This window comes from Roseateles sp. GW821-FHT09B06 (assembly GCF_059418245.1).
Genome location: NZ_JBWKPM010000017.1, coordinates 17449 through 42874, shown reverse-complemented (window position 1 = coordinate 42874; position 25426 = coordinate 17449). Strand labels below are relative to the sequence as shown.

Below are 25426 nucleotides of genomic sequence, written 5' to 3'. Positions count from 1 at the left end.
CCCCGCCATCGCGTCAGACGGCGCCCCGGGCCCCTGTCGGCGCAGGCCGCAAACTGCGGCGGCGGGGGCTTGGCAGCGCCAATCCGGCGCTGCCTTTTCGTACATTGGCTTGCCAAGTCCGGAAGGAGAAGGCCATGCCCGTGCAAGCATTCACCAGGTCCGTCCCGCTGAGCCTCGGCGTCGAGCTGGAGCTGCAGCTGATCGATCCGATCAACCGCGACCTCAAGCCCGCGGCCATCGAACTGCTGGCGCGGCTCGAGAACGCCGCGCTGCCCGGCATGGTGTCGCCGGAGATCACGCTGTCGATGATCGAGATCTGCACCGCCGTCTGCGCCGGCTACGGCGATGTGCTGGAGCAGCTGCGCTTCACGCGCGACGCCCTGTTGGACGCCGCCAAGCCGCTGAAGGTGGATCTCTGCGGCGGCGGCACGCATCCCTTCCAGCAATGGACCCAGCGCGAGATCTACGACAAGCCGCGCTTCAAGCAGATCACGGGCCTGTACGGCTATCTGGCCAAGCAGTTCACGGTGTTCGGCCAGCATATCCACATCGGCTGCCCGGATGGCGACAGCGCGCTGTGGCTGCTGCAGGCGATGAGCCGCTATGTGCCGTACTTCATCGCGCTGGCCGCGTCCTCGCCCTATGTGCAGGGCGAGGACACGGCCTTCCAGTCGGCGCGGCTGAACACGGTGTTCGCCTTCCCGCTGTCGGGCCAGGCCCCGTTCGAGCTGCGCTGGGAGGATTTCGGCCGCTATTTCGAGCGCATGGAGCGCACCGGCATCGTCGCCAGCATGAAGGATTTCTACTGGGACATCCGGCCCAAGCCCGAGTACGGCACGATCGAGATCCGTGTGCTGGATACGCCGCTGACGGTGGGCCGGGCCGCGGCGCTGGCCGGCTTCGCGCAATGCCTGGCGGCCTGGCTGATGGAGGAGAAGCCGGTGAAGCCGCATGCCGACGATCAGCTGGTCTATACCTACAACCGCTTCCAGGCCTGCCGCTTCGGTCTGGACGCGGTGCTGGTCGACCCGCAGAGTAACGAGCAGTATGTGCTGGGCGAACGGCTGCCGCGGCTGCTGCGGGTCTTGATGCCGGTGGCCGAGCGGCTCGGAGCGCTGCCGGCGCTGGAGCATCTGGCCGATCTGGTGGCGTGGCGCAAGGGCGATGCCGATTGGCTGCGCGGCCTGCGGGCCGGTGGGCGCAGCCTGCCCGGTGTGGTGGCCGCGGCCTGTGAGCGCTGGGCGTCCGACTGAGCTCGTTTCATCGGCTCTCATCGGCTCTTGGTACGTCTCGGCGCCACGCCGCGATCCGGAAGCGGGCCTGGCCGATCAGGCCGGCACCGCTCGGCACCAGGGCGGTGGCCAGCGCCGCCTCGCGCACCTCGGCCACCGACTGCTCGACCTGCCGCACCGTCTGGCGGCCCAGGGGCGTGAGCAGGATGGCCTTGGCGCGGCGGTCCGAGCCCTGTTCCCGGCTGTCACGTGTTTTTGTCGGCGGACGGCGGGGACTTGATCGACCGCAGGGTGCCGTAGCCGGAGTCCGGCAGGCGCGGCCGGTCGGCCTCCTCGGCGCTGAGCGGCTGCACCTCGACCAGGCTGGCCCGGCAGCGGCGGGTCAGCTGCTGGTAGGTCTCGGTGCCTTCCTTCTTCCAGCGCATCTCGTCCTCGGACAGTGCTCGCATCACCTTGGCCGGCAGGCCGGCGATCAGCGACTTCTCGGGCAGCTTCTGGCCGGCGCGCACGAAGGCGCAGGCGGCGACGATGCTGCAGGGACCGACCTCGGCCTCGTCCATCACCACGGCGTTCATGCCCACCAGGGCGTCATGCCTGACCACGCAGCCATGCAGCACCGCGCCATGGCCGATATGGCCATTGACCTCGACCAGGGTCTCGGACTTCGGGAAGCCGTGGATCACGCAGCTGTCCTGCACGTTCGCGCCCTCCTGCAGCACGATGCGGCCGAAGTCGCCGCGCAGCGACGCGCAGGGGCCGACATAGCAGCCGGGGCCGACGACCACGTCGCCGATCAGCACGGCGGTGGGATGCACATGAGCGCTGGGGTGGACGACCGGCGTGACGCCGTCGATGGCATAGCAGGGCATGGGTGTGTTCCTTGTCGGACCTCGGGTTAATCCGAGGAAGTTCAGGGGTCTTGGGACTTGCGCCAAATCAAGCGCGACCTTACGATCTACCGACCGGTCGGTCAATAGTGTTTGACCGACGGCAAAGACAGACGAGTGGAGCGAGACAAACCATGACTGCCACCCCAGAAGCGCTGCTGATCACGAGCCAGGAGGGTGCGGTGCGCACCCTGACGCTGAACCGCCCGGCGGCGCTGAATGCCTTCACCACCGGCCTGCTGGTGCAGTTGCGCGAGGCCCTGGAGGCCGCGGCCGAGGATGCCGGTGTGCGCTGCGTGGTGATCACCGGCGCCGGGCGCGGCTTCAGCGCCGGCCAGGACCTGTCGGATGCGCTGATCAAGCCGCCGCAGGAGCCCGGCGACCAGCCCAAGGACATCGGCCATCTGCTGGACAACTACTACATCCCGCTGGCGCTGCGCCTGCGGGCCATGCCCGTCCCCGTGATCGCCGCGGTGAACGGCGTGGCCGCCGGTGCCGGCGCCAGCCTGGCGCTGAGCTGCGATCTGGTGCTGGCGGCCGAGGGCGCCAGCTTCATCCAGGCCTTTTCCAAGATCGGCCTGATTCCCGACTGCGGCGGCACCTGGCTGCTGCCGCGCCTGGTGGGGCGCGCCAAGGCGCTGGAGCTGGCCCTGCTGGGTGACAAGCTGCCGGCCGCCGAGGCGCAGGCCATGGGCCTGATCTACCGCGCCGTGCCCGATGCCGAGCTGCCGGCCACGGCCCAGGCGCTGGCGCAGAAGCTGGCGCAGATGCCGGTGAAGGCGCTGGCCGCGACGCGCCAGGCCTTCGACGAAGGCCTGCTGATGGATTACGAGAGCGCGCTGAAGAGCGAGTCCCTGCTGCAGAGCCGCCTGGGCTTCGGCACCGACTATCTGGAGGGTACCAATGCCTTCCTGCAGAAGCGCAAGCCCAGCTTCACCGACCGCTGAACGCCATGACGCCACAGCAAATTGCGGAAGCGGTGCGCGATGGCATGCTCGCCAAGGACCGTGCCACCAAGGCCCTGGGCATGGAGATCCGGGCCGTCGGGCCGGGCACCGCCACGCTGGCGATGACGGTGCGCGAGGACATGCTCAATGGTTTCGACATCTGTCATGGCGGCCTGGTCACGACCCTGGCCGACTCGGCCTTCGCCTTCGCCTGCAACTCGTACAACGAGGTGACGGTGGCCTCGGGCTTTGCCATCGACATCATGGCCCCCAGCCGGGCCGGAGACCGGCTGACCGCCGAGGCCCGCGAGGTCTCGCTGGCCGGCCGGACCGGCGTCTACGACATCAGCGTGCGCAACCAGCGCGACGAACTCATTGCGGTGTTCAGAGGCCGCTCCTACCGCATCAAGGGCAGGCCCGTCGTGCCCAACCTTGTGCCGGGACCGGCCGACTGAACCGAGGAGACAAGACATCATGCCCGTGAAGACCCCCGCCCCCGGCGACCTGGAGACTATCGAGAAGGCCAGCCGCGACGAGTTGCAGGCCCTGCAGCTGCAGCGCCTGAAGTGGACGCTCAAGCATGCCTACGAGAACGTGCCGCACTACAGGGCCGCCTTCGACGCCAAGGGCGTGCATCCCGACGACCTGAAGAGCCTGGCCGACCTGGCCAAGTTTCCGTTCACGACCAAGAAGGACCTGCGCGACAACTACCCCTTCGGCATGTTCGCCGTGCCGCGCGAGAAGGTCTCGCGCATCCATGCCAGCTCGGGCACGACCGGCAAGCCGACCGTCGTGGGCTACACCGCCAAGGACATCGACACCTGGGCGAACCTGGTGGCGCGCTCGATCCGCGCCTCCGGCGGCCGGCCCGGCGACATCATCCATATCGCCTATGGCTATGGCCTGTTCACCGGCGGCCTGGGCGCGCATTACGGTGCCGAGCGCGCCGGCTGCACCGTGATCCCGATGTCCGGCGGCCAGACCGAGAAGCAGGTGCAGCTGATCCAGGACTTCAGGCCCGACATCATCATGGTCACACCGAGCTATATGCAGGTGATCGTCGAGGAGTTCGCGCGCCAGGGCCTGGACGCGCGGGAGTCATCGCTGAAGGTCGGCATCTTCGGCGCCGAGCCCTGGACCGAGGCGATGCGCCGCGAGATCGAGCACAAGGCCGGCATCGACGCGGTCGACATCTACGGCCTCTCCGAGGTGATGGGCCCGGGCGTGGCCAACGAATGCATCGAATCCAAGGACGGCCCGGTGATCTGGGAGGACCATTTCTATCCCGAGATCGTCAATCCGGAAACCGGCGAGCCGGTGGCCGATGGGGAGGAGGGCGAGCTGGTCTTCACCTCGCTCAGCAAGGAAGCCCTGCCCATCATCCGCTATCGCACCCGCGACCTGACGCGCCTCTTGCCGCCGACCTCGCGCAGCATGCGCCGCATGGGCAAGATCGTCGGCCGCAGCGACGACATGCTGATCATCCGCGGCGTCAATATGTTCCCGACCCAGATCGAGGAGCTGGTGCTGCAGGAGCCGCAGCTCAGCGGCCAGTACCAGATCGTGGTCAGCCGCGACGGCGCTCTGGACGAGGTGGTCGTGCACTGCGAGCTGCAGGCCGCCGCGGTGGGCGGAGCCGACACCGGCGCGATCGCCAAGTCGCTGCAGCACCGCATCAAGACCTTGATCGGCGTCAGTACCAAGGTGATGGTGGGCGCACCAGACTCGATCGAGCGCACCCTGGTGGGCAAGGCCCGGCGCGTCGTGGACAAGCGTCCGAAGTAAGGAGCACAGCATGTATACCCAAGCCATGAGCGTCGGTCCGCAGGACGCGCCGAGCAAGAAGATCAAGACGGCCGAGGAGGCCCAGGCCGAGGCGGCCTTCGAGGCCCGCATCGATGCCGGCGACTTCATCGAGGCCAAGGACTGGATGCCCGAGCATTACCGCAAGACCCTGGTGCGCCAGATCAGCCAGCATGCGCATTCCGAGATTGTCGGCATGCTGCCCGAGGGCAACTGGATCAGCCGCGCGCCGACCCTGAAGCGCAAGGCGATCCTGCTCGCCAAGGTGCAGGACGAGGCCGGCCACGGCCTGTACCTGTACTCTGCCGCCGAGACGCTGGGCACCAGCCGCGACCAGATGCTGGACGCGCTGCACACGGGCAAGGCCAAGTACAGCTCGATCTTCAACTACCCGACCCTCACCTGGGCCGACATCGGCGTGATCGGCTGGCTGGTGGATGGCGCGGCCATCATGAACCAGGTGCCGCTGTGCCGCTGCTCCTATGCGCCCTATGCGCGGGCGATGATCCGCGTCTGCCGCGAGGAGAGTTTTCATCAGCGCCAGGGCTACGAGTCGCTGCTGGTGATGATGAAGCAGGGCACGGCCGAGCAGAAGGCTATGGTGCAGGACGCGGTCAATCGCTGGTGGTGGCCGTCCTTGATGATGTTCGGGCCGGCCGACAAGGATTCGCCGAATTCCGAGCAGTCGATCCGCTGGGGCATCAAGCGCATCACCAACGACCAGCTGCGCCAGAAGTTCGTCGACGCGACCGTGCCGCAGGCCGAGATCCTCGGTGTCAGCCTGCCGGACCCCGATCTGAAGTGGAATGCCGAGCGCGAGGAGCACGACTTCGGCGCCATCGACTGGGCCGAATTCTGGCGCGTCGTCAACGGCGACGGCCCGATGAACCGCGAGCGCCTGGCCGCCCGCGTCAAGGCCTGGGACGACGGCGCCTGGGTGCGCGAGGCCGCACTGGCCCACGCGCGCAAACAAGCCACGAAGGAACAAGCAGCATGAGCACAACGACGACCCAAAACGAATGGCCGCTGTGGGAAGTCTTCGTCCGCAACAAGGCGGGCCTGGACCACAAGCATTGCGGCAGCCTGCATGCGGCCGACGCCAAGATGGCGATCCAGCTGGCGCGCGACGTCTACACGCGCCGCCAGGAAGGCACCAGCATCTGGGTGGTGCAGAGCAGCCAGATCGTCGCCTCCGACCCGGGCGAGAAGGGCATGTACTTCGATCCGATGGAGGACAAGGTGTACCGCCACCCGACCTTCTACGAGCTGCCCGAATCGCTGAACCACATGTAAGACAGGACCACCCCCTACGCGCTTCGCGCGCCCCCTCGAGGGGGCGAGCCCGCAGGCCTGGCGAAGCCAGATCCTCGGGCTCCGCTGGGCCGGCATGGGGGACAGGAGAGAACGAGTGACACAGCAATCTATCAAGGTCGGCAGCGAGCCAGAAGTCCAGTACCTGCTGCGCCTGGGCGACAGCTGCCTGGTGCTGGCCCAGCGCATCTCCGAATGGTGCGGCCATGCGCCGATCCTGGAGGAGGACCTGGCCCTCTCGAACATGGCGCTGGACCTGCTGGGCCAGGCCCGTGCGCTGCTGACCCATGCCGCCAAGCTGGACGGCCAGGGCCATGACGAGGACCAACTGGCCTTCCTGCGCGATGAGCGCCAGTACCTGAACCCGGTGCTGATGGAGCTGCCGCGCGGCGATTTCGCCTTCACCCAGCTACGCAATTTCGCGGTCTCCAGCTGGCTGCTGCTGCTGTGGCGCCGCCTGGAGAAGTCCAGCGACACCGAGCTCGCGGCAATCGCCGGCAAGGCGGTCAAGGAGGCCGCCTACCACCAGCAGCATGCGGCCGACTGGGTCGTGCGCCTGGGCGATGGCACCGAGGAATCGGCTGCGCGCCTCGCCGCCGCACTGAATACCCTGTGGCCCTATTTCAACGAGCTGTTCGACAGCGACACCATCGATGCCGCCGCCGCGGCCCAGGGCCTGGGACCCGACTGGGCCAGCCTGAAGGACGACTGGCGCGCGCAGATGAGCGAGGTGCTCACCGAGGCCGGCCAGGCCTGTCCCAAGGACAGCGCCTACCAGAGCCAGGGCCGCAAAGGCATCCACAGCGAGCACATGGGCCATCTGCTGGTCACGCTGCAATACCTGCAGCGAGCCTATCCGGAAGGCAAGTGGTGATGAGCGCCCCGGCCCAGCTCAGCAATGCCTGTGGCCGGCTCGAGGCCGCCTGGGAGGTGCTGCGCCAGATCCCCGACCCCGAGGTGCCGGTGATCTCGCTGTGCGAGCTGGGCATCGTGCGCGACCTGAAGGAAACCGCCGGCGGCCTGCAGGTGGTGCTGACGCCCACCTACTCGGGCTGCCCCGCGACCGAGCTGATCCAGGACGATGTGCGCGCCGCGCTGGCCGCCTTCGGCGAGATCGAGATCACCATGCAGCGCGCGCCCGCCTGGACCACCGACTGGATCAGCGACGAGGGCCGCCGCAAGCTGAAGGAATACGGCATCGCGCCGCCCGGGCTCGCCAACGGTCTGGCGGCCGGCGGCGCCCAGCCGATCCGGCTGGTACACCGCGCCGCGCTGACCAAGCTGGCCTGCCCGCGCTGCGGCAGCGAGCACACCGAGAAGCTCTCGGCCTTCGGCTCCACCGCCTGCAAGGCGCTGTACCGCTGCCTGAGCTGCCGCGAACCATTCGAACATTTCAAGCCGATATGACGTACCACCCCCCACCGGCTTCGCCGGCCCCCTGCGAGGGGGCAGCGCCGACCGCCCGGCAAAGCCGGATCGGCGCCGCTCGCTTGGGAATGCAATCGGTTCATGCGGCGTGATGGCCGCGAAGCGACTTGGAAAACTGATATGAGTCTTCACTTTCACCCGCTGCGCGTGCGCGAGGTCCGGCCCGACACCGACGAGGCCGTGGTCGTCAGCTTCGAGGTGCCGGCCGAACTGGCCGACATCTTCCGCTTCACCCAGGGGCAATACCTGACCCTGCGCCAGGACGTCGCCGGCCAGGACCTGCGCCGCTCCTATTCGATCTGCGCCGGCATCGACGACGGCGAGCTGCGCGTCGGCGTGCGCAAGGTCGACGGCGGCGTGTTCTCCGGCTGGGTGCATGGTTCGCTGAAGGCCGGCGACCAGATCCAGGTGTTCCCGCCGCAGGGGCGCTTCAATGTGCCGATCGATCCGGCGGCGCGGCGCCATCATGTCGGCATCGCCGCCGGCTCGGGCATCACGCCCATCCTCTCGATCATGAAGACCGTGCTGGCGCGTGAGCCCGGCAGCCGCTTCACGCTGATCTACGGCAACCGCCGCCAGGCCTCCACGATGTTCAAGGAAGAGATCGAGGACCTGAAGAACCAGTACCTGACCCGGCTGTCCCTGCACCATGTGTTCTCGCGCGAAGCGGTCGACGCGCCGTTGCTGGCAGGTCGCCTGGACAAGGCCAAGCTCGCCGAGTTCCTGCGGACCCTGGTGCCGGCCGCCGGCATCGACCAGGTATTCGTCTGCGGCCCCTTCGAGATGAACGAGCAGGCCGAAGGCGCGCTGAAGGAGGCCGGCGTGCCCGAGGAGCGCATCCACATCGAGCGCTTCGGCACCGTCGAGATGCAGACCGGCAGGCCGGCGCCGCACCAGATGCTGGAGAGCGACGCCGACGCGGCCAAGGTGCTTGTGATCCGCGACGGCATCAGCCGCGAGATCGAGTTCCGCAAGACCGACCCCAGCATCCTGGACGCCGCCGCGCGCGCCGGCATGGACGTGCCCTTCTCGTGCAAGAGCGGCGTCTGCTCCACCTGCCGCTGCAAGCTGCTGGAGGGCGAGGTGCGCATGGACAAGAATTTCGCGCTGGACAAGAACGAGGTCGCGGCAGGCTTTATCCTCAGCTGCCAGGCCCACGCGCTGACCGATCGCGTGGTGATCTCCTTCGATGAACGATAAGAAGAAATAGAGCAATGGCCCGAGGACGAGCCCCAGGTTTCGAATCCACCCGCGAGGAGATCCTCGCCGCCGCGGCGCGCCTGTTCGCGCGCCAGGGCTATCCCGGCACCTCGATGAACGAGGTGGCCGAGGCCTGCCAGGTCTCCAAGCCCACGCTCTACCACTATGTGCGCGACAAGCACGAGCTGCTGATGCAGATCTGCGAGGGCCATGTGCAGAGCCTGGCCGCGCTGGTCGAGCAGGTCAGGGCGCAAGACCTGGCCCCCGAGGCGCATCTGCGTGCGCTGATCGCGCGCTTCGTGCGCGAGTACGGCGAGGCGCAGCATCAGCACCGCGTGCTGACCGAGGACGTGAAATTCCTCGATGCCGAGGATCGCGCACGCCTGCTGGAGGTGGAGCGCAAGGTGGTAGCCGCCTTTGCCGACGCCGTGGCCGCCGTGCGCCCGGAGCTGGAGGCGCAGCGCCTGCACAAGCCCTTGACCATGCTGTTGTTCGGCATGATCAACTGGACCTTCACCTGGCTGCGGCCCGACGGCGAGCTGACCTACGAGGCCGTGGCGCCGATGGTGGCGGATCTGTTCTTTGGTGGATTGGGCGCGGTGCAGGCCCCGGCCGCGCCGGCGGACGATAACTGACCGACTAACGAGCAACAACCTGTTGGAGACGAAGAAGATGAGCAAGCTGATCAGCAAGACCATTCTGGCCATCGCGGCCGCCGCCGCCGCGCTGGCGGCGCAGGCCGACATCAATGTCGGTGTGACCGTCTCGGCCACCGGCCCGGCGGCCTCGCTGGGCATTCCGGAGAAGAACACCTTCACCCTGATGCCCACGACGATCGCCGGCCAGAAGGTCAACTACATCGTGCTGGACGACGCCTCCGACACCACGGCCGCCGTCTCCAACACCCGCAAGCTGATCACCGAGCACAAGGTCGACGTGGTGATCGGCTCCACCGTCACGCCCAATTCGCTGGCGATGATCGATGCCGTGTCCGAGGCCAGCACGCCGATGATCTCGATGGCCGCCTCGGCGCGCATCGTCGAGCCGGTCGATGCCAAGAAGAAATGGGTGTTCAAGACTCCGCAGAACGACATCATGATGGCCCTGGCCATCGTCCAGCACATGGTGGACAACGGCGTCAAGACGGCCGGCTACATCGGCTTTGCCGACGCCTATGGCGAGGGCTGGTACCAGGAGTTCGCCAAGATCGCCGGCATCAAGGGGCTGAAGATCGTGGTCAACGAGCGCTACAACCGCACCGACACCTCGGTCACCGGCCAGGTCCTGAAGGTGCTGGCCGCCAAGCCCGACGCGGTGCTGGTGGGCGGCTCGGGCACGCCCGCCGCGCTGCCGCAGAAGACGCTCAAGGAGCGCGGCTACGCCGGCAAGTACTACCAGACCCACGGCGTCGCGAACAACGACTTCCTGCGCGTCGGCGGCAAGGACGTGGAAGGCACCTTCCTGCCCTCCGGCCCGGTGCTGGTGGCGGCCCAGCTGCCTGCCAACCACCCGGCCAAGAAGAGCGCCAACGACTACATCGGCAAGTACGAGGGCGCCTTCGGCAAGGGCAGCGTCTCCACCTTCGGCGGCCATGCCTGGGATGCCGGCCTGCTGCTGCAGGCGGCCATTCCGGCCGCGCTCAAGGGCGGTGCCCAGCCCGGCACGCCGGCCTTCCGCGCCGCGCTGCGCGACGCGCTGGAGTCCGTCAAGGAGATGCCCGGCGCCCATGGCGTCTTCAATATGTCGGCCACCGACCACCTGGGCCTGGACCAGCGTGCCCGCGTGATGGTCAAGATCGAGAACGGCGCCTGGAAATACGTTCCCTGATCAAAGCGGCCTAAGCGTGACTACGCGCGACTAAGCTCGACTAAGCGCGATCCGCGCCCGACGACGAGCCCGGCCGTGGGCTCGTCTTCTTTCTCTCCGAGGTTTCTTTTGCCATGAGCACCACCATCCTCCAGAGCCTGATTGCCGACCGCTGGATCGGCGCCACCGCGAGCCGCGAGCTGCGCAGCGCGATCAACGGCCGGGTCGTCGCCCGCACCCATGCGGAGGCGATCGACTTCGCCGAGAGCCTGGACTTCGCGCGCCACAAGGCGCTGCCGGCCCTCTTGAAGCTGGACTTCCAGCAGCGTGCCGCGATCCTGAAGGCGCTGGCGGCCTATCTGGTCGAGAGGAAGGAAGCGCTCTACGCGATCTCGGCCCATACCGGCGCCACCCGCGCCGACAGCTGGATCGACATCGAGGGCGGCACCGGCACCCTGTTTGCCTATGCAAGCACCGGCCGGCGCGAGCTGCCTTCCAGCAATGTGGTGCACGAGGGCCCGGCCGTGGCGCTGGGCCGCGAAGGCCAGTTCATCGGCTCCCATGTGCTGGTCCCGAAGCGCGGCGTGGCGGTGCACATCAATGCCTTCAATTTCCCGATGTGGGGCATGCTGGAGAAATTCGCGCCCAGCTTCCTTGCCGGTATGCCGGCAATCGTCAAGCCGGCCACCGCCACCAGCTATGTGGCCGAGGCCTGCGCGCGGTTGATGCATGAGTCGGGCCTCTTGCCCGCGGGCGCGCTGCAGCTGGTGGTGGGCGGCTCGGGCGACCTGCTGGACCGCCTGAGCGAGACCGATGTCGTGACCTTCACCGGCTCGGCCGACACCGCCGCGATGCTGAAGGTCAACAAGAACCTCGTCGCGCGCAGCATCCCCTTCAATGCCGAGGCCGACAGCCTGAACTGCGCGATCCTGGCCCCCGACGTGGAGCCTGGCGATCCGGAGTTCGAGCTCTTCGTCAAGGAAGTGGCGCGCGAGATGAGCGCCAAGGCCGGCCAGAAATGCACGGCCATCCGGCGCGCGATCGTGCCGCGCCAGCACATCGATGCGGTGGCTTCGATGCTGCGCGAGCGCCTGGCCAAGATCAAGGTCGGCGACCCGGCCGTCGAGGGCGTGCGCATGGGCGCGCTGGCCTCGAAGGAGCAGCAGGCCGACGTGGCCGCGCGCCTGGCGGCCTTGAGCGCCGGCAACGAGATCGTGTTCGGCGAGCGCGACGGCTTCGCGCCCATGGGCGAAGGCGTCGGCGAGGGCGCCTTCTTCGCACCCACGCTGCTGCTGTGCCGCGACGCTTTTGCGAACGAGGCGGTGCACGAGCTGGAGGCTTTCGGCCCGGTGTCCACGCTGATGCCCTATGAGGACCTGGACCAGGCGCTGGCGCTGGCCGCCAAGGGCCGTGGCAGCCTGGTCGGCTCGGTCATCACCAAGACCCCGGCGATTGCCGCCCAGGCGGTCTATCACGCGGCCGCCTTCCACGGCCGCCTCCTGGTGCTGGACCGCGAGGCCGCCAAGGAATCGACCGGCCATGGCTCGCCGATGCCCGCGCTCAAGCATGGCGGCCCGGGCCGTGCCGGCGGTGGCGAGGAGCTGGGCGGCCTGCGCGCCGTCAAGCATTACCTGCAGCGCTGCGCGGTGCAGGGCTCGCCGACCATGCTGACCGCCATCACCGGCGAGTACCAGCGCGGCGCCAGGGTGCAGGAAGAGGCGATCCACCCCTTCCGCAAGCATTTCGAAGAGATCCAGATCGGCGACTCGCTCTTGACCCATCGCCGCACGGTCAGCGAGGCCGACATCGTCAACTTCGGCGGCATCTCGGGCGATTTCTTCTACATGCACTTCGATGAGATCGCGGCCAAGGACACGCAGTTCGGCCGGCGCATCGCGCATGGCTACTTCGTGCTGTCGGCCGCGGCGGGCCTGTTCGTCTCGCCGGCGCCGGGGCCGGTGCTGGCCAACTACGGCCTGGACACCTTGCGCTTCGTCAACCCGGTGGCGATCGGCGACACCATCCAGGCGCGCCTGACCTGCAAACGCCGCATCGACCGCGGCAACCGCCCCGACCAGCCGCCGCAGGGCGTCGTGGCCTGGGACGTGCAGGTGATGAACCAGCGCGGCGAGCTGGTGGCCAGCTACGACATCCTGACCCTGGTGGCGAAAAAGCCGGCGGCCGCGGCCTGAGGATATTGGTCTAGAAAAGGTCTGAAGTCGGCGCGGCTGCGGCTAAGATGCCGCCCCACGATGGCGACGGACCGAACCCAAAAACGCCAGCAGCTCAAGCAGCAGCTGCTGGCCCTGATCGAGGCCAATGGCGAGGGCGGACGCCTGCCGCCGGAGCGCGAGCTGAGCGAGCGTTTCGAGGTGGCGCGCGAAACCCTGCGGCGCAGCCTGCGCGAACTGGAGAACGACGGGTTGCTGGAGCGCAAGCAGGGCGCCGGCACCTTCGTGTCCGGCCAGCCGGTGCTGAAGCAGCCGCAGCTGCTGTCCTTCTCGGAGGAAATGCAGGAGCGCGGCCTGACCCCGTCCAGCGAGCTGCTGTCGACGCGCCGCATCGCGGCCGGCGCCAAGCTGGCCCAGCGCCTGAAGATCGTGCCCGGCTCGCCGGTGCTGGAACTCAGGCGCCTGCGCATGGCAAACGGCGAGCCGATGGCGCTGGAGACGGTCTATCTGTCCCAGGCCCTGCTGCCGGGGCTGGAACCGCAAGACCTGGCACGCGGCTCGCTGTACGAGGTGCTGGAGCGCCAGTTCGGCATCCAGATCCGCTCGGCCAGCCAGCAGATCCAGGCCACCGTGCTCAGCGAGGAGGAGGCCGATGTGCTGGACGTGCCGCCGTTCTCGCCCTCGCTGCTGATCGAGCGCCTGTCGATGAGCAGCGGTGGCGAGATCGTCGAGTATGCGAAGAGCCTGTACCGGGCCGACCGCTACCGCTTCGAGATCCAGGTCTTGCGCGCCAAACCCCAGCCGGCGCCTGCCACCGACGGCGCGGCATAACCTGGCCTTATGCCGGCCGGCATGAAATGAAATCGCCGCCGTCCCCGGCCTTGCCGACACTGCGGCGATGCCCGACCGCGATCCGCCGCCTGCGCTCCCCGAGCCCCCGTTCTTCCTGCGCCGCCGGCTGCTGGCGGCGCCGCTGCTGATGAGCCTGCCGGGCCTCGGTCGCGCCGCGCCCGAGGCGGATCTGCGTGGGCGCCTGCAGGCCCTGGTCGAGGACCCGGAGCGCCCGCTGGCCAGCCTGTCGGTGCTGGTGCTGCGCGCCGGCCGGGTGGTCTTCGAGGCGCAGTTCGGGCGGCGCTGGATCGACCCCGCGGGCAGCGGACAGGACCTGCCCGCCACGCGCGACACGCTCTACCGCATCGCCTCGGTCAGCAAGCTGATCGTCGCGCTGGCCGTGCTGCGCCTGGTCGAGGCCGGCCGGCTGGACCTGGACGCCGATATCTCCGAAGTGCTGGGCTACCGCCTGCGCCATCCTGGCTTCCCGCGGCAGGCGCTGAGCATCCGCCTGCTGCTGAGCCACCGCTCCGGTCTGCGCGACGCGGGCGGCGCCTATCTGGAGGCCGGCCAGACCCTGGCGGGCAAGCTGCTGCCGGGCGGCGCGCATTTCGGCCGCGGCGAATCCTGGTCGCCCGCGGCCGAGCCGCCGGGCTGCTTCTTCGCCTACTGCAACCTGAACTACGGCGTGCTGGCCAGCGTGATGGAGCGCGCCACCGGTCAGCGCTTCGATGCGCTGATGCGCGAGCAGGTGCTGGCGCCGCTGGCGATGCGCGGCGGCTTCGAGGCCAGCCAGTTCGACGCGGCCGAACTGGCCCAACTCGCGACGCTCTACCGCAAGCGCGCCACCGACGACGATGCGCCCTGGCAGACCGCCGGTCCCTGGTTCGTGCAGACCGACGATTTCCGCGGCCGCCGGCCGCCGCCGCCCGCCGGGCTGGACGGCTACGAACTCGGCAGCAACGGCTCGCTGTTCGGCCCGCAGGGCCGGCTGCGCACCCGCGTGGCCGACCTCGGCACGGTGCTGGCGATGCTGGCCGAGGGCGGCCGGCACGAGGGTCGCAGCTTCCTCAAGCCTGCGTCCGTGGCCCTGCTGTGCAGCGAGCAATGGCGCCTCGACGCCGACGCGGCCAATGGCGACTCGCTGGCCGGGCTGTTCCAGGCCTGGGGGCTCGGCGTGCAGCATTTCATCGACCGCTCGGTGGCCGGACGCGGAGACCGCCTGCTGCCGCAGGGCGGCCAGCAGGCCTGGGGCCATCTGGGCTTCGCCTACGGCCTGCATTCGGGCCTGCTGCTGGACCCGGCCGCGCGTTCGGGCATCGCCTATGCGATCGGCGGCACCGGCGCCGATCCGGCCCGCCAGCGCGGCCGCTACAGCAGCTTTCCGCTATGGGAGGAGCGGCTGCAGGCGCTGCTGTGGGAGCTGGCGCGCGGCTAGCGCGCCAGCCAGAGCGCCGTCACCGCCAGGCTCGCCAGCGTGACCGGCACGCCGGTGCGCGCATGGCGCTTCCAGTCGATCGCGATGCCATGGCGGCGCGCCGCGTCGACCACGATGATGTTGGCGATCGAGCCGACGATCAGCAGATTGCCGGCCAGCGTGCTGACCAGGGCCAGGGTCGGCCCGGCATGCGCATGCTCGGCGGCCGGCAGCAGCAGCATCACGGCCGGCACGTTGGACACCAGGTTCGACAGGCCCAGGGTCGCCAGGAACAGCGGCAGCGCCTCGCGAAGATCCACGCCCTGCGCCACCAGCCCCTCCAGCGCCGCGCGGCTGGCGCCGCTCAGCTCCAGCGCCTGGTTGACGACGAACAGGCCCATGAACAGCACCAGCAGTTCCCAGTCGATCAGGCTCATCACCCGCGAGGAATGAAAGCGCTGGCTCAGCAGCAGCAGGCCGGCGCCGGCCAGCGCCGCCACATCGCGCGGCCAGTCGGTGAACAGGAAGATCACCAGCAGCGCGCCGGCCACCAGCAGGCCCTTGGCGGTCTGCCAGGCGTCGTACTCGGGCGCCTGCTCGGCATGCAGCGCGGCCAGCTGTGCCGCGCTGGGCTCGGCCAATGGCGCGCCGCGCCTCAGGCTCCAGGCCAGCAGACCCCACAGCAGCAGCAGGCCGGCCAGCACCGGCGGCAGCGCCTCCAGGCTGTAGGCCGCGAAGGGCAGGTGCAGCACCTCGCCGATCAGCATGTTCTGCGGGTTGCCGATCAGGGTGGCGGCCGAGCCGATATTGCTGGCGCAGGCCAGGCCCAAGAGGAAGGGCACCGGGTCGAGCCGGCGCCGCAGGCAGGCCTCGGCCAGCAGCGGTGCCATCGCCAGGCAGACGATATCGTTGGAGAACACCGCCGACAGCGCGCCGGCCGTCGCGATCACCAGGCCCATCAGGGCGGCCGGCGCGAGCGGCAGCGCCGCCATGCGCAGGGTCAGCGCGCCGTAGAAGCCGCCCAGCCGCATCTGCGCCGAGATCACCATGAAGGAAAACAGCAGCAGGATGGTGGGCAGGTGGACGGACCGCGCGGCCTGCTCGGGCGTCATCACCTCGGTGCCGACGATGGCGATGGCGCCCAGCAGGGCCACGCCGGTGCGGTCCAGGTGCAGCTTGGGCAGGCCGCCCAGGATCATGCCCAGGTAGACCATGAAAAAGACCGCCAGCACGAGGGCGGTCTGCGGATGCATCGGGTCGAATGGCATCGAGCCATTCTAGGCAGGCTAGCAGGCTGTTGAAAAACGTTGCGAGGACGGTCAGTTGCTAGGCGCCCGGAGCGCAGGAACCGGAACGTACTTCCTGTACGTGAGGATTCCGAGCACCGCGCAACGACGCAGATGGCCGCCGCAGTAGTTTGTCAACGGCCTGCTAGGCCTGCGGATAGGTGCCGGGCAGCAGGATGCTGCTGTCGACATGCTTCAGCTGCGTGTGGCCGCAGAAAGCCATCGTCAGGTCCAGCTCCTTGTGGATGATCTCCAGCGCCTTGCTCACGCCCTCGCGGCCCAGCGCGCCCAGGCCGTAGAGCATAGCCCGGCCGATGTAGCAGCCCTTGGCGCCCAGGGCCCAGGCCTTCAGCACGTCCTGGCCGGAGCGGATGCCGCCGTCCATATGCACCTCGATCGCCGAGCCCACCGCGTCGACGATGCGCGGCAGGGCATTGATGCTGGACTCGGCGCCGTCCAGCTGGCGGCCGCCATGGTTGCTGACGATCAGCGCATCGGCGCCCGAGTCGGCCGCCAGCTTGGCGTCCTCGACGTCCTGGATGCCCTTCAGGATCAGCTTGCCGCCCCAGCGCTTCTTGATCCACTCGACATCGCCCCAGTTCAGCTGCGGGTCGAACTGCTTGGCGGTCCATTCCGAGAGCGAGCCCATGTTCTCGACGCCCTTCACATGGCCAACGATATTGCCGAACTGGCGCCGCCGGGTGCCCAGCATCCCCAGGCACCAGCGCGGCTTGCTCGCCATATTGATCAGGTTGGGAATTGTCAGCTTGGGTGGTGCCGAGAGGCCGTTCTTCAGGTCCTTGTGGCGCTGGCCGAGGATCTGCAAGTCCAGGGTCAGCACCAGGGCGCCGCAGTTCGCGGCCTTGGCGCGGTCGATCAGGCGCTCGATGAAGTCGCGGTCGCGCATCACATAGAGCTGGAACCAGAAGGGCTTCGTGGTGTGGGCCGCCACGTCCTCGATCGAGCAGATGCTCATCGTCGACAGGGTGAACGGAATGCCGAAGGCCTCGGCCGCCTGGGCCGCCAGGATCTCGCCGTCGGCATGCTGCATGCCGGTCAGGCCGGTCGGCGCGATCGCCACCGGCATCTTCGCGTCCACGCCCACCATCGTGGCGGCGGTGCTGCGGTTCTCCATGTTCACCGCGACTCTCTGGCGCAGCTTGATCTTCTGGAAATCGCTCTCGTTGGCGCGGTAGGTGCTCTCGGTCCAGCTGCCCGAATCGGCATAGTCGTAGAACATGCGCGGCACTCTCTTCTGGGCCAGCACGCGCAGGTCTTCGATATTGGTGATCACGGGCATGGAGCGGCTCCTGTCGTTCTTGGAATCCGGCGATGCTAGATCAGGGCCGGGCGGCCGCGGCGGAAACTTGTTCAGGCCAGGCCTGAAACTTCTTCCGCCAGGGCCCGGCAATGGCCCTGCAGCCAGACGGCGAAGGCCTCGGCCGGGGCGCCGTCGTCATGCTGCAGCAGGCCGTAGGGCTGGGCCGCCGGCACGCTCAGCAGCGGGAACAGGATGCGCAGCGCGCCGCTCCTCAGATAGGGCAGGGCCAGGCTGGGCCGGGCCAGCGCCACGCCCTGGCCGCAGACGGCGGCCTCCAGGGTCAGACCCAGGTCGACGAAGCGCGTGCCCCGGTCCGGCTCGGGCCAGGGCAGGCCGGCGGCGCGCAGCCAGGGCGCCCAGGGCTGCAGCGGCGTGCGCAGCAGCGGCGCGGCCTGCAGCTCGGCCGGTTCGCGCAGCGGCGGCAGGCGCTCCAGCAGCGCCGGGGCGGCCATCGGCGTCACCCGGTCCTGCAGCAAGACCTGACCCTCGTGTTCGAGCGCCTGGTTGCGGATCTCCACCTCGGCCTCGGGCGCGCGTTCGTCCAGGAAGGGGATGCTCAGCACCAGTTCCAGCTCGATCTCGGGATGGGCGGCCGCGAAGCCGGGCAGGGCCGGCACCAGGATCTGGCGCGCGAAGGTGGGCGGGCAGCTGACCCGCAGGCGCGGTCGGGCCTGGGCGGTGCGACGGTGCTGCGGCATCGCGGCCAGTGCCGCCAGCACGCCCTCGATCTGGCGCAGGTACTCCTTGCCGGCGGCCGTCAGCGCCAGCGGCTTGGCCGAGCGCATCAGCAGCGGCGCGCCCAGCAGCTCTTCCAGGCTGCTGATGCGCTTGCTGATGGCGCTGGCGCTGAGGTGCAGTTGCTCGGCCGCGCGCTCCAGGCTGGCCAGGCGCGCCGCGGCCTCGAAGGCCAGCAGCGCATCCAGCGAGGGCAGGCGCAGCCCGGCGGACTTGTGGGGCGAGGGCGAAGTCATGGCCGCACTGTATACACTGCCGACGATGCATCCGGCCGTCCACCCATGACCCGACACCTGCTCCGCCTCTGGTGGCTGCTGGCGGGTGGCTTCAGCCTGCTGCTGGGCGTGATCGGCATCTTCCTGCCGCTGCTGCCCACCACGCCCTTCGTGCTGCTGGCGGCCTTCTGCTTCTCCAAGGGCAGCGCGCGCTGCGAGGCCTGGATGCTGAACCATCGGCATCTCGGCCCGCTGATCCGCGACTGGCGCGCCAGCCGTGCCGTGCCGCTGCGCGCCAAGCAGCTCGCCAGCCTGATGATGGCCCTCAGCTCGGTCTGGGCCGGCTTCCAGCTGCCGCTGGCCTGGTGCTGGCTGCCGGCGGCGGGTTGCGCCGCGGTGGCGGCCTGGCTGTGGAGCCTGCCGACGCGGCGCTGAGACAGCCCCCAAGCTCAGGGCAGGATCGGCGCGGCCCGGGCACGCTGCAGGATCAGGTCCGCGTCGCGCTGCAGCAGCAGGCGCTGCGCCACCAGCGCGTCGGCAGCGGCCTTGAGCTTGCTCTCGTACCCGGCCTGGTTGCCGTACAGCTCCTCCAGCGAGGGCCGGGTGTCGCCGGCGGCTTGTCTGGCGGCCTGGGTCTTGTGGAAGGGGAGAAAACTGCCGGTCAGGTTGGACAGGTCGACGATGCCCGGCGCGGCCACATAGTTGAACTCCAGGCTGGTGCCCAGCGGCACCTGGGCCTCGACGCTGCGGATGCCGGCCAGGGTCAGGCCCGTCGCCGGGTCGACCTGGGGCACCAGGATCGCGTAGTCGCGGTTCAGATAGGCCGGCGGCAGCAGCGAGGCAATGCCCGATTCGTCCTGCGGCTTGTAGTCGGGGCCGAAGTCCAGCAGCGGGAAGCCGTTGTAGCGGGCCAGGTAATTGAAGTCCGGCACCGCGGTGGCCACGCCGGCGACCGGCCAGGCGAGGCCCTTGATCGCCGGGAACTGCAGCTGGTCGGGGCGCACCAGGGTGCCGGCCGCGATGGCTGGCACCTGGCTGGCCGGCGGCGCGCTGTCGCGCAGCACCCAGTCCTCCAGTGCGACGAACAGCGCGCGGAAGGTGTCGTTGAAATGCACGACGGTGCCGGCCGGGTAGACATTGCGCGCCGGCGCATAGGCAATGCTGGCCGTGCCGCCGGCGCCGCCATGCTGGGTGCTGGCGTAGTAGTAGATGCGTGCGTTGTCGGGCTGCGCCAGGTCGCGGAAGCCCCAGGCATCGGTCAGCACCGGCGAGCCCTGCAGCTGCCAGAACTCGGTGCCCGACAGGCCCAGGAAGAACTTGGGGCAGGTGCTGGTGGCCGCGCAGCGCGTCATCACGCCGCCCTTGCGGCCGGTCAGCGCGTCCACATAGTCGGCCGCCAGCGCGCGCGGCGCGGTCTGGCCGAAGGCGGTGTGGTCGGTGCGCAGCCCGCCGCCACCTCCCGGCACCGCGAAGCGGGTGTTGATGTTGGTCTGGCGGGCGGCTACATGGGCGTAGAGGCCGTCGAACACCTTGGCTCCGTCCAGCGCCTGGTTGAAGCCCAGGTGCAGAAAGGTCTTCATCGCATTGCCGGATTGCGAGGTGCCCTGGCCGATCGCATGGGTGATGCGGCCGGCCAGCGGGTTGGCGGTGCCGGCGCTGTCGGCCGCGGCCTTGCGGAAGAAGCTCACGGTGTCGCGCAGCGCGGCCAGGCCGACGCCCATCACCTTGGGGTCCTTGGCCACATAGACCAGCTCGTACAGGTACCTGGGGTCGAAGCCGCCCTTCAGGCAGACGCTCGTGGCGCTGGCCGTGCCGGGGAAGGGTGCGGCCGCGCTGCAGCTGGCGAACTTCCAGTCCGCGGCCGGGATGGGGATGCGCGCGTCGGTCTCGTTGACCCGGCGGGTCAGCGAATAGCCGGGCAGGGTGTTGTCCAGGCTGGCCGGCTCATAGGGGATCATCGAGCCGTTGAAGACGCCGCCGGGCAGGCTCATCGAGGGCGTGGCCGTGGCGGGCACGAGCTCGGTGCGGTAGGGCCCGGTGATGCTGCTGCCGTCGGCGTTCTTCGCCACCGGCACCGTGGCGGTCAGGCGCTGCGGGCTGCTCTTGGGCACATCGCCCTGCCAGGCCGAGTACAGGAACACATAGCCGCGCTCCAGATAGACCGCGTCGCTGGGCGAGGCGGTCGGATTGATCAAGGTGAGGATGTTGCCGCGGTTCGGCGCGTCGTAGCGCAGCAGGCCGCCGGCCTTGCTCATGTCCTTGGGCTTGATCAGCAGGAAGTCCGCGCTGTAGTCGACCAGGCCGCGCGCATTGCGTGGCGCCAGCGCCAGGTCCTGGATCACCGCGTTCTTCGGATCGGCGGGATCGAGCTCGCCGCTGAGCGTGCCGCTGAGCTGCTCGTACTCGCCGACCTGGCCCCAGTTGCCCGGGAAGGCGGTGGTGGAGGCGATCGTCAGCTTGAGCTGCGGCGTGGGCCTGGGCGCGGCGACGACGGGGGCGCTGCTGTCGCCGCCGTCGCTGCCGCCGCAGGCGGCGAGCAGCAGGGCGGCGGCGCTCAGCGCCGGGCCGGCGAGGCAAGGAAGGGGGAGTCGGAACATGCTTGTCTCCTGTATGTTTTTTTGCGGGCAAGGCTCCGCCCGGCCGGGCGCGGGAAGCACTCGGCGGCAGGGTCGGTGGGAGGAGAAGGGGCGCGGAGCCCCGGCTCAGGATGGCGGGGTCATCGCGGGCTCGGGTGGGCGCGTGTCTGCTGGCTTCATGTCACTCGGGCTCGATGCCGGCGGCCTTGATGACCTTGCCCCATTTCTGGGTTTCGCCGGCCTGGAACCTGGCCAACTCCTCCGGGCTGGTGCTCCAGGCCTCGGCGCCGGCGCCGTCGAAGAAGGCCTTGGCGGCGGTGCTCCGGGTGGCGTTGACCAGCAGCTCGTTGAGCCTGCTCACCACCGGCCGCGGCGTGTTGGCCGGCACATAGGCGGCGAACCAGTAACCCATGTCGTAGCCCTTGACGCCGGCCTCATCGATCGTCGGCACCTCGGGCAGCAGCGGAATGCGCCTGGTGGTGGAGACACCCAAGGCCTTGAGCTTGCCGCCCTTGATCTGCGGCAGGCCGGTGGCGGTGTCGGTGATCATCAAGTCGATCTGGCCGCCCAGCAGGTCGGTGACGGCCTGTGGGTTGCTCTTGTAGGGCACATGCAGGATCTCGGTGTGCGAGAGCTGCTTGAACATCTCGCCGGCCACGCGGCTGGAACTGCTGCCGCTGCCGAAGCTTAAGCGGCCGGGCGCCTTGCGCGCCTGGGCCAGCAGCTCGGCGACGTTCTTGTAGGGCGCGTCGGCGCGCACCACCAGCACCTGGCCGCCCTTGCCCAGGCCGGTGACGGGAGCGAAGTCCTTGACCGGGTCGTAGCTGAGCTTCTTGTACAGATGCTCGTTGGCGGCATGGGTGGTGTTGGTGGTGATCAGCACCGTGTAGCCGTCGGCCGGCGCGCGCGCCGCTGCTTGAGCGGCCAGCATGCCGCTGGCGCCGGCCTTGTTGTCCACCACCACGGCCTGGCCGCTCTGTTCGGTCAGGCTCTGGCCCAGCGCGCGGGCCAACTGGTCGGTGGCGCTGCCGGCCGCGAAGGGCACGACGAAGGTCATGGGCTTGGCCGGGTAGGCCTGGGCCCAGGCGCCGCCGGCGGCCAGGGCCAGCAGGCTCGCGGCGATCAGGGATCTGCGTTGCATTGGGTGGGTCTCCTCGTTGATATGTCTGATGGAAAAAGGAAGTCGGCGCTTCAGGACGGCTCGGGCAGCAGCAGGGGCTGCAGCTCGGGCGGCACCTCGACGGGCATGTCGAGCAGCCAGAAACTCAGCGACTTGCCATGGGCGTCCAGGTTCAGCGCGTCGTTGACGCCGCCGTCCAGCACGCCGTCGAGCACGAAGTTCATCGCCAACAGCTGCGGCAGCAGATGGCGTTCGACCCGGCTGGGGCGGCGGTGCGCGAACTGCCGCGTCACGGCCTCGGGCGTCAGCTGTTCGAGCAACAGCGGCCAGAACTCGGGCTTCCAGGCGATCACGCTGATATTGCTGCGGTCGCCCTTGTCGCCGCTGCGGCCATGGGCCAGGCGGTAGAGGGGAATCGAGGCCATCTTCAGTACCTTGTCCGGAGGGGAAGGGGAGATCTGCGGGCGGGCCGTGCGGCGGGTGGCAGGGGGTGCATGGCTCACTCCAGGAACTCGAACCAGGCCGGCGCGGCCTCGCGGGGCAGCAGGCAGTCCTGCATCGCCAGGCGTTGGCGCAGCGCGGTGCGCACGCCGCCGCCGCCGGCCGGGCCGCAGGTGTAGAGGGCGGTGAGCTCGCGCGTCAGGCGCTCGGCAACGCGCTTGTCCTCATGTTGCAGGGCCACGCGCAGGCGCACGTCGCGCGCACCGCCCGCGGCCGAGACCGGCAAGGCCTGCAGCAGCCGGCCCGCATCGTCGCCCAGCACGCTGGCCACGCCGATCAGGTCCACGCGCAAGGCATGGGGCGCCAGGCGCTCGCGCAGGATCTGCCCCGCGAGGCGCGCGCGCGCCTCGGCCCGCGGGCCCGCATAGGAGATCTCGCCTTCCGCCATCCAGCCGCTAGCGGTGCAGACATTGACCTTCAGCCGCTCGGGCCGCGGATGGCCGCGCACGCCCGAGAGCCGCACGCGGTCGGGGCCTTCCTCGTGCAGGCGGGCCGCGCCGATGTCGGCCACCACATCCGGCGTCAGATAGGCGGCCGGATCGTGCAGCTCGTAGAGCAGCTGCTCGGTGACGGTGTGGCGGTCGATGCGGCCGCCGCTGCCGGCAGGCTTGGTGATCACGCAGCCGCCGTCCCGGTCGATCTCGGCGATCGGGTAGCCGAGCGTGGCCAGGCCCGGCACGTCCTTGAAGCCCGGGTCGGCGTAGTAGCCGCCGCTGACCTGGGCGCCGCATTCCAGCAGATGGCCGGCCATCGTGGCACCGGCCAGGCGGTCCCAGTCGTCCGCCGACCAGCCGAAATGGGCCATCGCCGGCCCCAGGGCCAGCGCCGGGTCGGCAACGCGGCCGCAGACGATGATCTGCGCGCCGGCCAGCAGGGCCTGGGCAATCGGCTCGGCACCCTGATAGGCGTTGGCCGAGACCCAGCGCGACTCGTCGGCGGCGACCCGGCTGCCCAGCGCCTCGCGCAGCGCGGCGCGGTGGGGTGGCGCCATCAGGTCGTCGCCCAGCACCACCGCGATGCGCGGCCGGGCCAGCCCGAGCTCGGCCGCCAGTGCGGCGATGCGGCGCGCGGCGCCGCGCGGATTGGCCGCGCCGAAATTGCTGATGATGGGAATGCCGGCGGCCAGGCAATCGGCCAGCACCGGGCGCAGCAACTCGTCCAGCAGCGGCTCGTAGCCCGCGTCCGGGTCCTGGCGGCGCGCCAGCTGGGCCAGCGCCAGGGTGCGCTCGGCCAGGGTCTCGAAGATCAGCACGGCGGGGCCGTTCAGCGCGATCAACTCGCGCACCAGCGGCGCCGCGGCGTCCAGGCGGTCGCCCGAGAAGCCCGCCGCCGAGGCGATGCGCAGCATGGGCTTGAGGTTCGGATCGGGGCTCGTCGTCATGGGCCCACTCTAGGTGCCGCCCTGTGAGCCGTGAATTCGATTGTTTGGATGGTTTATTCTGCAAAGCAGATGAATGCAGAATTGCCCGCCCTGTCCGCCTCGCTGAGCAGCCGTCAGCTGCAGGCCTTCGTCGCGCTGGCGCGGCTGCGCAGTTTCACGCGCGCGGCCACCGAGTGTCATCTGTCGCAACCGGCCTTCAGCGCGCTGATCCAGGGCCTGGAGCAGGCGGTGGGCGTGCGCCTGTTCGAGCGCAGCACCCGCCATGTGGCGCTGACGGTGGAGGGCGAGGTGTTCGAGCGCAGCGCCGGACCCTTGCTGGCCCAGCTGCAGCAGGCGCTGGCCGAGCTGCGCGACCATGCGACGCTGCGCCGCGGCAAGGTCTCGCTGGCCCTGCTGCCCTCGCTGGCGGCCGGCTGGCTGCCCGAGCTGCTGGGGCGTTTCCGCGCTGCCTATCCGGGGGTGGAGCTGCAGGTGGCCGATGTGCTGAGCGAGCCCTGCGTGGCACGCGTGCGCGAGGGCCAGGCCGATCTGGCCATCGCCACCGTGCGGGTGGACACGCCGGAGCTGCGCGCCGAGCCGTTCAGCAGCGACCGCTTCCATCTGGTCTGCCCCGAAGGGCACGAGCTGCTGGACCGGCCGCGCCTGACGCCGCGCGATCTGCAGCCCTTTCCCTTCATCCATCTGGCGCGGCACAGCAGCGTGCGCCAGCTGCTGGACGCGGCCGTACATCCGCTGCAGATGCAGACCCTGATGGAGGTGGAGCAACTGGCCACCGTAATGGGCATGGTGCGGGCGGGCCTGGGCCTGTCTGTGGTGCCGGGCTTCAGCCTGTTCCATTTCACGTCGCAGCCGGGCCTGGCGACGCGCGAGCTGCGCTGGAAGGGGCTGCATCGCCAGCTGTTCCTGATCCGGCGGCGCGACCGCGAGCTGAGCACCGCGGCGCGGGCCTTGTATGAATTGATGATGGGAAATCGGCCGTAGGCAGGTGCTGCTGCCGCTGCTGGCCGCGGTGAGCGATATGCGGCGTGCTTCGGCGGGGCGGCCGTGGTGCAACGGGTGCCGGCCCACGCCCAGCTCATCGCTAAGACGGCAGTCGGCCAGAAGCTGCCGCTGGTCAGGGTTCGCTTCTGGCCACGTCGCCAACCTGACGCGCGTTCAAATTGCGTGCTCAAATGTGGGCAGCGGATCGTCAACGATCCGCCTGCATTCGTTAGAGCGCAATAGCGCCTAGCAACCTTTCGTGGGCGTCCACGCTAAC

The 25426-nt window shown here is 69.4% G+C and carries 24 protein-coding genes; 16 read left to right on the top strand and 8 right to left on the bottom strand.

What is annotated here, in order from left to right; translation table 11 throughout:
• The first annotated feature begins 134 nt into the window (after positions 1–134).
• Entirely contained in the window at positions 135–1253 is a 1119-nt protein-coding gene (locus AC07OQ_RS15465) for a YbdK family carboxylate-amine ligase (RefSeq protein WP_495054026.1), read from the top strand.
• Positions 1254–1477: 224 nt separating this feature from the next.
• Here the strand turns inward: AC07OQ_RS15465 and AC07OQ_RS15460 are convergent, their stop codons facing one another.
• Positions 1478–2101, bottom strand: coding sequence for a phenylacetic acid degradation protein PaaY (locus AC07OQ_RS15460; RefSeq protein ID WP_495054025.1), 624 nt, complete (start codon positions 2099–2101; stop codon positions 1478–1480).
• 152 nt (positions 2102–2253) lie between these two features.
• Here AC07OQ_RS15460 and AC07OQ_RS15455 point away from each other — a divergent pair, with 152 nt between their 5' ends.
• From AC07OQ_RS15455 to AC07OQ_RS15395, 13 genes are all read left to right on the top strand, one after another.
• Entirely contained in the window at positions 2254–3066 is an 813-nt protein-coding gene (locus AC07OQ_RS15455; RefSeq protein WP_495054024.1) for an enoyl-CoA hydratase-related protein, read from the top strand.
• Between the two features lie 5 nt (positions 3067–3071).
• Positions 3072–3521: a hydroxyphenylacetyl-CoA thioesterase PaaI gene (gene paaI, locus AC07OQ_RS15450; protein ID WP_495054023.1), complete on the top strand. Its 450-nt coding sequence runs from the start codon at positions 3072–3074 to the stop codon at positions 3519–3521.
• A gap of 19 nt (positions 3522–3540) precedes the next feature.
• A complete protein-coding gene (gene paaK / locus AC07OQ_RS15445; protein WP_495054022.1) occupies positions 3541–4851 on the top strand; it encodes a phenylacetate--CoA ligase PaaK in 1311 nt (436 codons plus the stop codon).
• A gap of 10 nt (positions 4852–4861) precedes the next feature.
• Positions 4862–5866, top strand: coding sequence for a 1,2-phenylacetyl-CoA epoxidase subunit PaaA (gene paaA, locus AC07OQ_RS15440; protein WP_495054021.1), 1005 nt, complete (start codon positions 4862–4864; stop codon positions 5864–5866).
• A complete protein-coding gene (gene paaB, locus AC07OQ_RS15435; RefSeq protein ID WP_495054020.1) occupies positions 5863–6162 on the top strand; it encodes a 1,2-phenylacetyl-CoA epoxidase subunit PaaB in 300 nt (99 codons plus the stop codon). Before paaA ends, paaB begins: the two co-directional genes overlap by 4 nt.
• Positions 6163–6256: 94 nt before the next feature.
• The gene (gene paaC, locus AC07OQ_RS15430; protein WP_495054019.1) at positions 6257–7054 is read left to right on the top strand and encodes a 1,2-phenylacetyl-CoA epoxidase subunit PaaC; all 798 of its coding nucleotides are present in this window, start codon (positions 6257–6259) and stop codon (positions 7052–7054) included.
• Positions 7054–7587, top strand: a complete 534-nt coding sequence (gene paaD / locus AC07OQ_RS15425; protein WP_495054018.1) for a 1,2-phenylacetyl-CoA epoxidase subunit PaaD — start codon at positions 7054–7056, stop codon at positions 7585–7587. The genes paaC and paaD overlap by 1 nt, the downstream gene beginning before the upstream one ends.
• A 141-nt stretch (positions 7588–7728) precedes the next feature.
• Entirely contained in the window at positions 7729–8808 is a 1080-nt protein-coding gene (gene paaE, locus AC07OQ_RS15420) for a 1,2-phenylacetyl-CoA epoxidase subunit PaaE (protein ID WP_495054017.1), read from the top strand.
• 14 nt (positions 8809–8822) lie between these two features.
• Positions 8823–9443, top strand: a complete 621-nt coding sequence (locus tag AC07OQ_RS15415; RefSeq protein ID WP_495054016.1) for a TetR/AcrR family transcriptional regulator — start codon at positions 8823–8825, stop codon at positions 9441–9443.
• A gap of 37 nt (positions 9444–9480) precedes the next feature.
• Complete coding sequence (locus AC07OQ_RS15410) at positions 9481–10635, top strand: ABC transporter substrate-binding protein (protein ID WP_495054015.1); 1155 nt, start codon at positions 9481–9483, stop codon at positions 10633–10635.
• A gap of 113 nt (positions 10636–10748) precedes the next feature.
• A complete protein-coding gene (paaZ, locus tag AC07OQ_RS15405) occupies positions 10749–12806 on the top strand; it encodes a phenylacetic acid degradation bifunctional protein PaaZ (protein WP_495054014.1) in 2058 nt (685 codons plus the stop codon).
• A 60-nt stretch (positions 12807–12866) separates the two neighbouring features.
• Entirely contained in the window at positions 12867–13616 is a 750-nt protein-coding gene (locus AC07OQ_RS15400; protein ID WP_495054013.1) for a GntR family transcriptional regulator, read from the top strand.
• Positions 13617–13683: 67 nt separating this feature from the next.
• Entirely contained in the window at positions 13684–15054 is a 1371-nt protein-coding gene (locus AC07OQ_RS15395) for a serine hydrolase domain-containing protein (protein ID WP_495054012.1), read from the top strand.
• On the opposite strand, the gene AC07OQ_RS15390 is transcribed toward AC07OQ_RS15395, so the two are convergent.
• From AC07OQ_RS15390 to AC07OQ_RS15380, 3 genes are all read right to left on the bottom strand, one after another.
• A complete protein-coding gene (locus AC07OQ_RS15390) occupies positions 15051–16301 on the bottom strand; it encodes an anion transporter (RefSeq protein WP_495054011.1) in 1251 nt (416 codons plus the stop codon). The two genes, AC07OQ_RS15395 and AC07OQ_RS15390, sit on opposite strands and share 4 nt — an antisense overlap.
• A gap of 163 nt (positions 16302–16464) precedes the next feature.
• Positions 16465–17619, bottom strand: a complete 1155-nt coding sequence (locus AC07OQ_RS15385; RefSeq protein ID WP_495054010.1) for an alpha-hydroxy acid oxidase — start codon at positions 17617–17619, stop codon at positions 16465–16467.
• A gap of 71 nt (positions 17620–17690) precedes the next feature.
• Complete coding sequence (locus tag AC07OQ_RS15380) at positions 17691–18611, bottom strand: LysR family transcriptional regulator (protein ID WP_495054009.1); 921 nt, start codon at positions 18609–18611, stop codon at positions 17691–17693.
• Positions 18612–18656: 45 nt separating this feature from the next.
• Between AC07OQ_RS15380 and AC07OQ_RS15375 the strand changes: the two genes are divergently transcribed.
• Complete coding sequence (locus tag AC07OQ_RS15375; protein WP_495054008.1) at positions 18657–19025, top strand: YbaN family protein; 369 nt, start codon at positions 18657–18659, stop codon at positions 19023–19025.
• Between the two features lie 14 nt (positions 19026–19039).
• Here the strand turns inward: AC07OQ_RS15375 and AC07OQ_RS15370 are convergent, their stop codons facing one another.
• The 4 genes from AC07OQ_RS15370 to AC07OQ_RS15355 all read right to left on the bottom strand — a co-directional run bounded on the left by AC07OQ_RS15370 (position 19040) and on the right by AC07OQ_RS15355 (position 24168).
• Positions 19040–21187, bottom strand: coding sequence for an alpha/beta hydrolase domain-containing protein (locus AC07OQ_RS15370; protein WP_495054007.1), 2148 nt, complete (start codon positions 21185–21187; stop codon positions 19040–19042).
• Positions 21188–21347: 160 nt separating this feature from the next.
• Positions 21348–22307, bottom strand: coding sequence for a Bug family tripartite tricarboxylate transporter substrate binding protein (locus AC07OQ_RS15365; RefSeq protein WP_495054006.1), 960 nt, complete (start codon positions 22305–22307; stop codon positions 21348–21350).
• Between the two features lie 50 nt (positions 22308–22357).
• The gene (locus tag AC07OQ_RS15360) at positions 22358–22711 is read right to left on the bottom strand and encodes an AtuA-related protein (RefSeq protein WP_495054005.1); all 354 of its coding nucleotides are present in this window, start codon (positions 22709–22711) and stop codon (positions 22358–22360) included.
• Between the two features lie 74 nt (positions 22712–22785).
• Positions 22786–24168 carry an acyclic terpene utilization AtuA family protein gene (locus AC07OQ_RS15355; RefSeq protein ID WP_495054004.1) on the bottom strand — a complete coding sequence of 461 codons (1383 nt, stop codon included), beginning with the start codon at positions 24166–24168 and terminating at the stop codon, positions 22786–22788.
• 69 nt (positions 24169–24237) lie between these two features.
• Here AC07OQ_RS15355 and AC07OQ_RS15350 point away from each other — a divergent pair, with 69 nt between their 5' ends.
• Entirely contained in the window at positions 24238–25149 is a 912-nt protein-coding gene (locus AC07OQ_RS15350) for a LysR family transcriptional regulator (RefSeq protein ID WP_495054003.1), read from the top strand.
• Positions 25150–25426: the final 277 nt, after the last annotated feature.

Coding starts and splice junctions, on each gene's coding strand:
- AC07OQ_RS15465 (WP_495054026.1), top strand. CDS start 135: ATGCCCGTGCAAGCATTCACCAGGTCCGTCCCGCTGAGCCTCGGCGTC.
- AC07OQ_RS15460 (WP_495054025.1), bottom strand. CDS start 2,101: ATGCCCTGCTATGCCATCGACGGCGTCACGCCGGTCGTCCACCCCAGC.
- AC07OQ_RS15455 (WP_495054024.1), top strand. CDS start 2,254: ATGACTGCCACCCCAGAAGCGCTGCTGATCACGAGCCAGGAGGGTGCG.
- paaI (WP_495054023.1), top strand. CDS start 3,072: ATGACGCCACAGCAAATTGCGGAAGCGGTGCGCGATGGCATGCTCGCC.
- paaK (WP_495054022.1), top strand. CDS start 3,541: ATGCCCGTGAAGACCCCCGCCCCCGGCGACCTGGAGACTATCGAGAAG.
- paaA (WP_495054021.1), top strand. CDS start 4,862: ATGTATACCCAAGCCATGAGCGTCGGTCCGCAGGACGCGCCGAGCAAG.
- paaB (WP_495054020.1), top strand. CDS start 5,863: ATGAGCACAACGACGACCCAAAACGAATGGCCGCTGTGGGAAGTCTTC.
- paaC (WP_495054019.1), top strand. CDS start 6,257: ATGGGGGACAGGAGAGAACGAGTGACACAGCAATCTATCAAGGTCGGC.
- paaD (WP_495054018.1), top strand. CDS start 7,054: ATGAGCGCCCCGGCCCAGCTCAGCAATGCCTGTGGCCGGCTCGAGGCC.
- paaE (WP_495054017.1), top strand. CDS start 7,729: ATGAGTCTTCACTTTCACCCGCTGCGCGTGCGCGAGGTCCGGCCCGAC.
- AC07OQ_RS15415 (WP_495054016.1), top strand. CDS start 8,823: ATGGCCCGAGGACGAGCCCCAGGTTTCGAATCCACCCGCGAGGAGATC.
- AC07OQ_RS15410 (WP_495054015.1), top strand. CDS start 9,481: ATGAGCAAGCTGATCAGCAAGACCATTCTGGCCATCGCGGCCGCCGCC.
- paaZ (WP_495054014.1), top strand. CDS start 10,749: ATGAGCACCACCATCCTCCAGAGCCTGATTGCCGACCGCTGGATCGGC.
- AC07OQ_RS15400 (WP_495054013.1), top strand. CDS start 12,867: ATGGCGACGGACCGAACCCAAAAACGCCAGCAGCTCAAGCAGCAGCTG.
- AC07OQ_RS15395 (WP_495054012.1), top strand. CDS start 13,684: ATGCCCGACCGCGATCCGCCGCCTGCGCTCCCCGAGCCCCCGTTCTTC.
- AC07OQ_RS15390 (WP_495054011.1), bottom strand. CDS start 16,301: ATGCCATTCGACCCGATGCATCCGCAGACCGCCCTCGTGCTGGCGGTC.
- AC07OQ_RS15385 (WP_495054010.1), bottom strand. CDS start 17,619: ATGCCCGTGATCACCAATATCGAAGACCTGCGCGTGCTGGCCCAGAAG.
- AC07OQ_RS15380 (WP_495054009.1), bottom strand. CDS start 18,611: ATGACTTCGCCCTCGCCCCACAAGTCCGCCGGGCTGCGCCTGCCCTCG.
- AC07OQ_RS15375 (WP_495054008.1), top strand. CDS start 18,657: ATGACCCGACACCTGCTCCGCCTCTGGTGGCTGCTGGCGGGTGGCTTC.
- AC07OQ_RS15370 (WP_495054007.1), bottom strand. CDS start 21,187: ATGTTCCGACTCCCCCTTCCTTGCCTCGCCGGCCCGGCGCTGAGCGCC.
- AC07OQ_RS15365 (WP_495054006.1), bottom strand. CDS start 22,307: ATGCAACGCAGATCCCTGATCGCCGCGAGCCTGCTGGCCCTGGCCGCC.
- AC07OQ_RS15360 (WP_495054005.1), bottom strand. CDS start 22,711: ATGGCCTCGATTCCCCTCTACCGCCTGGCCCATGGCCGCAGCGGCGAC.
- AC07OQ_RS15355 (WP_495054004.1), bottom strand. CDS start 24,168: ATGACGACGAGCCCCGATCCGAACCTCAAGCCCATGCTGCGCATCGCC.
- AC07OQ_RS15350 (WP_495054003.1), top strand. CDS start 24,238: ATGAATGCAGAATTGCCCGCCCTGTCCGCCTCGCTGAGCAGCCGTCAG.